The sequence below is a fragment of the uncultured Abyssibacter sp. genome (genome assembly GCF_964000955.1).
Taxonomy (GTDB): domain Bacteria; phylum Pseudomonadota; class Gammaproteobacteria; order Nevskiales; family OUC007; genus Abyssibacter.
Genome location: NZ_CAXFCL010000339.1, coordinates 1 through 7,377, shown reverse-complemented (window position 1 = coordinate 7,377; position 7,377 = coordinate 1). Strand labels below are relative to the sequence as shown.

Sequence of the window (7,377 nt, the reverse complement as noted above, 5' to 3'; positions counted from 1 at the left end):
GGATTGATGTCAGCGAAACCGCGCGCTCCGTCTCCTTTTGCGCGCATGCCATTGACCACGATCGACCCCTGGTGGTTGAAGACACCTTGCAGGATGACCGCTTCGCGGAGAATCCGCTGGTGGTCGGGGAACCTCGCATACGGTTTTACGCCGGTTGTCCGCTCAAGGGGCCCGGCGGTTATCTGATCGGTACGCTGTGCGTCATCGATCCAAAACCCAGACGGTTCAGCGACCAGGACCGTGATGCCTTGCGCGTGCTCGGCGAGTTGGTGGAAGTCGAGTTGCGCGAGCCTCGACTGGCACCGATGACGCCCACCGTACTGGACGATCGATGGCAGCTCGCAAGACGGCGCTTAAAGACCCTGCGCGACCAGCTGTCCTACCCGGTCGCCGCAGCGCTGACCGGCGCGCTCGCTGCGATGATCGTGCTGGTCGCCGCCTGGCTGTGGGATAGCGAGCAGACGCATGCCAGTCAGGATCATGCGCGTCATGACGCCTTCCACAACGCCAGCCTAATGCTCGGCCGCCTGGAATCGGAACTGGCCGCGCGCCTGCACCTGGTCTATGCGCTCAGCGGTCAGGTGCATGCAGGCGTGACCTACGATGAATCCGCCTTCCAGAGTTTCGCAGCGCAGCTAGCTGGCCGTGTCCGGCATGTGGCGAGCTTACAGCTGGCGCCGGATGCCATCGTCACCCATGTCTGGCCCATCGCCGACCATCGGGCCGCGATCGGCCACGATCTGATGAGCGACCCCAGCCGCCGGCGAACGGCCCAACGGGCCATTGACTCGGAACAGGTCTGGGTCAGCGGCCCGGTGCCGCTGCTGCAGGGCGGCGAGGCGGTGATCGGTCGTCTACCTATTCTGCTGCCTCGCGAGGCTTCGAATCAGACAGACTTCTGGGGTTTCGCCAGCGTGCTGATCGATCTGGACGGGCTGCTCCGCGATGTGGGCTTTTTCGATACCGAAAGTGGGTTCGAATATGCTTTGCGTGCCGGGGATACAACCGAGGGCGTGCTTCCCAGCCTCTACGGTTCCACCCGCGCATTCACGGACAACAGCGTGACAATTCCGGTCGCGGTCCCCGGTGGCAACTGGACCTTGGGTGTGATTCCGCAGGGCGGCTGGCCCACGAGCTGGGCTGGGCGGCGGTTGTTCTGGGCGCTGGCACTGGTCGCGAGCGCATTGGCTGGGGTGGTTCTGCATGCCCTGCTGCGCCTGCCTGCACACACGCGCATGACCATCAAGCGCACCGTCAGCGACATGGAGTCCAGCCACGCACGTTTTCGCGATGCCATCCAGGCCCTGCCGGCCGGCTTCGTGATCTTTGACCGCGATGATCGGCTGAACATCTGCAATGACCGCTACCGCGAACTCTACGCCCGTGCCCGCCCGCGGTTGCAGATCGGCCGTCAGTTCGAGGACATCCTCGATTTCGCGATTTCCGCCGACCAGTTCGCAATCACCCAGGGCATGAATGCCAAGGCCAAAGGCGACTTCCGTGAGGTCATCCTGCAACGCCATCGCATGCCCAACTCGGCCTTTGATCAGCAACTCGCGGATGGCCGCTGGGTGCGTGTCGTGGAACAGCGGATGCGAGACGGCGGCACCGTGTCCTTTCACGTCGATGTATCCGACCAGAAGGCCAGCACGCGGGATCTGATCGACGCACGGCAAAAGGCCGAACAGACGAACCAGGCCAAGAGCACGTTCCTGGCCACGGTCAGCCACGAGGTCCGAACCCCGCTGAACGGAGTGATCGGACTGCTGAGTGTGCTCAGTGGCGATGCAGGCCTGAACGCTCAACAAACCAAGTATGTGCAGACCGCACACCAGTCCGCTCAGCACCTGCTGGGACTGCTCAACGAGATTCTCGATATCAGCAAGATGGAGGCCGACAAGCTGGAACTCGAAGCCTCCGACTGCCGGCTATCGACCATGGTCGACAGCGTGGTCGACCTGGTGCGCGCGCAGGCCGAAAGCAAGTCGCTGGATCTCAAGGTCCGGTGGGATGACGGACTGCGGTCCGCAATTGTCATCGCGGACGAGGCCCGCCTGCGTCAGATCGTGCTCAACCTCATGTCCAACGCGATCAAGTTCACGGACTGTGGTCAGGTCACGCTGCGTTTACGCGCCACCGGGGACATCGGGCGCAGCCTGCCCTTGCGCATCGAGGTGGAGGACACCGGGATCGGTTTTGATCCACGTCAGGCCGAACGTCTGTTCACACCCTTCGATCAGCTGGATGACAACGCCGCGCGCCGATTCGCCGGCACCGGTCTGGGCCTGGCGATCTGCAAGCGCCTGGTCGAACTGATGGGCGGAACCATCGGCGCCCATGGCGAACCCGGTAAGGGCGCCTGCTTTCATGTGGATGTGGCCTTTCCGGTTGCCCGAAACATGACCGACGACGCCCATCCGGCGGCGGCGACCCCGCGGCTGCCGGTGGATCTGGGCTGGCCAGCCGTGCGGGTTCTCCTGGCCGAAGACTCACCGACCAATCAGCTGGTGATTCGAGCGATGTTGCAGAACACCGGTTACCAGGTCGACGTGGTGAGCAACGGCCTGGAGGCGCTGGAAGCCCTGCAACGGCTGCCTTACGACCTCGTGCTGATGGATGTCTTCATGCCGGAAATGGACGGCGTCACCGCCACACGCAAGCTACGCGAACGCTTTGACCGTGACCGCCTGCCGGTTGTCGCCCTGACGGCCAACGCCATGCAGGGCGACGAAGAACGGTTCCTGGCTGCGGGCATGAACGAACACCTGACCAAACCCCTGGAACGCGCGGCGTTGCTGCGCGCTCTGCACCGATGGCTGGAACCGACTATGACCCCTTCCCCAGCCCCCAGCCAGCCTTCCGAGGAGCGACACAATGCTTGATCAGTCCATGCTCGACCAGCTGCGCCGTGATGTCGGCGAGGAGATGTTTCCTCTGATCATGTCGCAGTTCACCGCCGAGATCCGCGACAAGACCGAGCGGCTGGAACAGGCACATGCGCAAGCCGATCTGGCCGAGCTGGCCGAACTCGCACACAGCTTGAAGTCGTCAACCCGGACCGTGGGACTCAGCCACCTGGGCGAGCAGGCTAACGAGATCGAGGCGGGCGCCCGTGCGGGCGATGCCAACACCCTGGACCTGGCCCCTGGCTTTGTCGCGCAGTGCCGCGAAGGCGCACGGCAGCTCGACCTGCTGTCACAGGCGCAATAGGCCGAATTGCTCCGGCCCGGTCGTCCGAACGGGACGTGGGCTCGGGCCGGTATCGCGCGAAAGCAACACCACTCGCCTCGCCCAGAAATGCAAAACGTGGCTTCAGTTGAAGCCACGTTTTTTGGGTATCCGGAATACAGAGTGGGTTCGATGGCAGGGCCGAGTACGACATGTAACCTGTAAACCAGAATGGAATGTGGGAAATCCCTGTACGCGTGTCGTCTCGTAAACTGGAACACAGCGTGGAGTTCTGTCGCGTCAGCACTGAGAATGACGAAAACGGAGCAGGCCACACTGGCTGAAAAGACTGCCCATATCCCAGAAAAGACGATGCAGCCCCGACATGAAGTGCAAAGCCGTTGAGTTGTGAAGTCATGCAGTTCGCAGCGCCGCCCAGGTCGCATGGCATATCGGCATACACCTCGATTTGGTCACTCGATGCGGTCGAGAAAGCGACGCGCAGGGCGACCTGCGCCTTTAACGGAGGGTAATGCCCGAATCTTTCCTGCCATGTCGCGGAAGGGCGCCTAGCTAGCCACGGTTGGGGGTCTGTGCATGCTTCAGATCAAGGACTTCAATTCGATATCCGGATCACGCAACGCTTGCGCTTTGACCTCCCTGTGTTGGTAGACGAGTTTCTTACCCACCATGAAAGCCAAAGGCAGATTGACCGCGTCCACGGCAATGAGATGACCTTCGCGCAGATAGAACACCGCGAATGCCTCGTCCTCGGGCTTGCCACGTACTACCCGCTCATCATGAGCGTGGGACAACCCCACCATCTGCAGGCGCACGTCATACTGATTCGACCAGAACCAGGGTGCGGCATCGTAGGGCCTGTCCTCTCCCATCAGGGTCGCCGCCGCGGTACGGGCCTGATCGACCGCGTTGGCGACTGACTCCATCCGCTGCGTTTGTTCAAAGAAAAGATTTCTGTGGCGGGTGCAGTCACCGATTGCCAGGATATCGGGATCGTTAGTACGCGTATATTCGTCCACGAGAATACCGTCGTCACAAGGCAGGCCGGCGGCTTCGGCCAGAGCGGTTTCCGGTGCGATACCGACCGAAACGAGCACAAAATCGGCCGGCACGGTCGTGCCGTCGGCCAGTGTTACGCCGGCCACGTAGCCGTGGTTGCCGGCCTCGAAGCCGGTGACCGCCGTGTCCAGGCGCACATCCACTCCGGCACCTCGGTGCTTGGCATAAAAGAACGCGGAGATTTCCGGGCCTGTGACACGTTGCATGAGTCGCTCGGCGGCTTCCAGCACCGTGACCTTGAGGCCTGCCTTGACGGCGATGGCGGCCACCTCCAGGCCGATGTAGCCGCCGCCAATGATGACCAAACATTTTCCCGGGACGAATTGTTCACGAAGGGCATCCGAGTCAGCCATGTCGTGCAGATAATGAAGGCCTTTCAAGTCGGCCCCTTGCGCGTTCAGGTGTCGAACACGAGACCCCGTGGCCAGGACGAGTTGACCGTATTTCAACGTACTCTGGTCCGATAGCGTGATGTTCTTGTTGTCCCGGTCTATGTGCTCGGCGCGCTCCCCGAGCCGAAGCTGGTAGCCCGCGTCGTCGTACACCGAACGCGGCTTTAGGTACAGAGACTCCTGATCAATCTCTCCTGCCAGATAATTCTTGGACAGAGGTGGTCGCTGGTAGGGCGGATGGGACTCCTCGCCCACCAAAACCACCTCCTGTTGATATTTCTGTTGCAGCAAGGTTGTCAGGAGCGCGCCTGCCGCGTGCCCGCCTCCAACGATGACTGTCGCATCTTGGCGTCTGTTCGCCATAGCCTCTCTCTTTGACTGTTCCTGGGGATTGGATCGTTCAGGCCTCGAATTGCCAATCGGGACGAGCACAAGGTCGCGGCGCCTGGTGTGGTGCTGTCAACCGCGCCCACTGTTACAACACACGCGGCGCTCAGCCGCCACTGGCCTCCGCATCCTCGAGCAGCATCGCCGCGCCCTTCTCGCCGATCATGGTCGCCGGCTGATTGGTGTTGCCTCCGACCAGCGTCGGCATGATGGAGGCATCGACCACCCGCAGGCGTTGCAGACCATGCACGCGCAGACGCGGATCGACCACCGCCATCGGATCGACGCCCATCTTGCAGGTGCCGACAGGGTGATACGCCGACTCCCCGCTGCGCCGCGCCCAGTCGGCGAGGTCGTCGTCGTTCTGCAGTGCCGGCCCCGGCGACATCTCGACCTCGTGGTGCGGGGCGAAAGCCGGCTGCGCCAGAATGCTGCGCACCAGGCGCCCCCCGCGCACGAGCCGCTCGACGTCGGCGGACTCGGCCATGTAGTTGGGATCGATCAGCGGCGCCGCGAACGGATCTGCACTGTGCAGGCCGACGCGGCCGCGCGACGATGGCCTGAGCCCGTAGATCATCACCGCATAGCCGTAGCCACTCATCGCGGTCTTCAGGTCCCGCCCGTGGTCGGCGTACAGCATGGGTGCGAAGTGAAGTTGCAGATCGGGTATCGGCTCCCCCGGCCGGGACCGGATGAACCCACCGGCCTCGGCGCCGTTGCTCGACAGCACACCGCGGCGGCCGCTCACGTACTGCAGCAGCGCCCACAGGCCCTTGAGCCAGTAGCTCGGATGCATTGAGATGCTCTGGCGGCTGCGTGCTTTGACACGCACGAACACGTCGACATGGTCCTGGAGATTCTGTCCCACGCCTTCCAGCCCGTGACGCAGCTCGATGCCGTGCCGGGCCAATTCCTCGCGTGGGCCGATTCCGGACAGCATCAGCAGCTGCGGCGTGTTGAACGCGCCACCGCAGAGCACAACTTCGCGCTTGGCGCGGACCTGCGCCAGCCCCGCCGGGTCCCGATACTCGACCCCGGTAGCGCGGGTGCCTTCGAGCAGCACACGGGTAACGTGGGCGCTGCTGCGGACAGTCAGGTTGGAACGGCCCGCTGCGGGTTCGAGATAAGCGCGCGCATTGCTGCAGCGCGCGCCGTCCTTCTGGTACGCGTAGTAAAAACCCACGCCTTCCTGCTCATGACCGTTGAAATCCGGATTGCGTCGGTACCCCGCCTGCGCCGCCGCGCCGACGAATGCCGTGCTCAACGGATTGGTATAGCGTCTCTCGGCCACATTGAGCGGACCACCCTGGCCATGGAAGGCTGCCTCATCCGGGGTCACCTTCGGCTCGAAATGTTCTGACCTGCGGAAATACGGCAGCACGTCGGCGTACGACCAACCCTCGCAACCCAGCCGTGCCCACTCGTCGTAGTCCCAGGCATGGCCACGGATGTACACCTGCGCGTTCATGCCGCTGGACCCCCCGAGCATCTTGCCGCGCGGCTGGAACAACGCACGGTCGTGCATGTGCCGCTGCGGTTCAGTATTGAACTGCCAGTTGTAGCGACGGCTGAACATCAGCTGCAGAAAGCCCAGCGGCATGTTCACGAAAGGATTGCGGCGACTCTCCGGACCGGCTTCGAGCAGCAGCACCGAATGGCGGCCGCTCTCGGAGAGGCGGTTGGCGACGGCGCATCCGGCCGAGCCGCCACCAACCACCACATAATCGAATGGTCCGGACGCCATACTGGTTTACACCACACCTCTACCTTTGGGCGTCAGCTTGACCATCAGCTTGGAATAGCCTCGCACGAAGTTCGACTGAACCCGCTCGGGCTCGCCAATGACTTCGATGTTGTCAAAGCGCTTGAGCAGTTCTTCCCATAGGATGCGCAACTGCAATTCGGCCAGACGGTTACCCATGCAACGGTGGATTCCATAGCCAAACGAAATATGGTTGCGCGCGTTCTTACGGTCGATAATCAGATCATCAGGGTTTTCAAATTTGCGTTCGTCCCGGTTGCCCGAGGCGTACCACATCAATACGCGATCGCCTTTTTTTATGGTTTGGCCACGCAATTCAACATCTTGCGTGGCAACGCGGCGCATATTGGCCAGCGGAGTCTGCCAGCGGATGATTTCCGAAACCATGTTGGGAATCAGCTCCGGGTTGGCCTTGAGCTTGGCGAATTCCTCGGGGAATTGATTCAGGGCGAGCACCCCGCCGCTCATTGAGTTACGCGTGGTGTCATTGCCACCGACGATAAGCAGCGTCAAATTCCCGATAAACTCCATCGGACGATTGATCAAGTCCTTGGTATCGTCGCTGCTCTGCAACAGGCTGATCAGATC

5 protein-coding genes are annotated in these 7,377 nt (G+C 62.2%); 2 read left to right on the top strand and 3 right to left on the bottom strand.

What is annotated here, in order from left to right; all coding sequences use genetic code 11:
* A partial coding sequence (locus ABNS06_RS16450; RefSeq protein WP_348675693.1) for an ATP-binding protein occupies positions 1-2,882 on the top strand: 2,882 nt, incomplete at its 5' end.
* The gene (locus ABNS06_RS16445; RefSeq protein ID WP_348675692.1) at positions 2,875-3,210 is read left to right on the top strand and encodes an Hpt domain-containing protein; all 336 of its coding nucleotides are present in this window, start codon (positions 2,875-2,877) and stop codon (positions 3,208-3,210) included. The genes ABNS06_RS16450 and ABNS06_RS16445, both read left to right, overlap by 8 nt.
* A gap of 560 nt (positions 3,211-3,770) precedes the next feature.
* On the opposite strand, the gene ABNS06_RS16440 is transcribed toward ABNS06_RS16445, so the two are convergent.
* The 3 genes from ABNS06_RS16440 to ABNS06_RS16430 form a co-directional block, all read right to left on the bottom strand.
* A complete protein-coding gene (locus tag ABNS06_RS16440) occupies positions 3,771-5,003 on the bottom strand; it encodes an FAD-dependent oxidoreductase (RefSeq protein WP_348675691.1) in 1,233 nt (410 codons plus the stop codon).
* Between the two features lie 130 nt (positions 5,004-5,133).
* Positions 5,134-6,771, bottom strand: coding sequence for a choline dehydrogenase (locus ABNS06_RS16435; protein WP_348675690.1), 1,638 nt, complete (start codon positions 6,769-6,771; stop codon positions 5,134-5,136).
* Positions 6,772-6,777: 6 nt separating this feature from the next.
* On the bottom strand, positions 6,778-7,377 hold a 600-nt coding region (locus ABNS06_RS16430), incomplete at its 5' end, for a cytochrome P450 (RefSeq protein ID WP_348675689.1).

What these genes read in the sequence shown, in the direction of transcription:
- ABNS06_RS16445 (WP_348675692.1), top strand. Translation starts at nt 2,875, where the DNA reads ATGCTTGATCAGTCCATGCTCGACCAGCTGCGCCGTGATGTCGGCGAG.
- ABNS06_RS16440 (WP_348675691.1), bottom strand. Translation starts at nt 5,003, where the DNA reads ATGGCGAACAGACGCCAAGATGCGACAGTCATCGTTGGAGGCGGGCAC.
- ABNS06_RS16435 (WP_348675690.1), bottom strand. Translation starts at nt 6,771, where the DNA reads ATGGCGTCCGGACCATTCGATTATGTGGTGGTTGGTGGCGGCTCGGCC.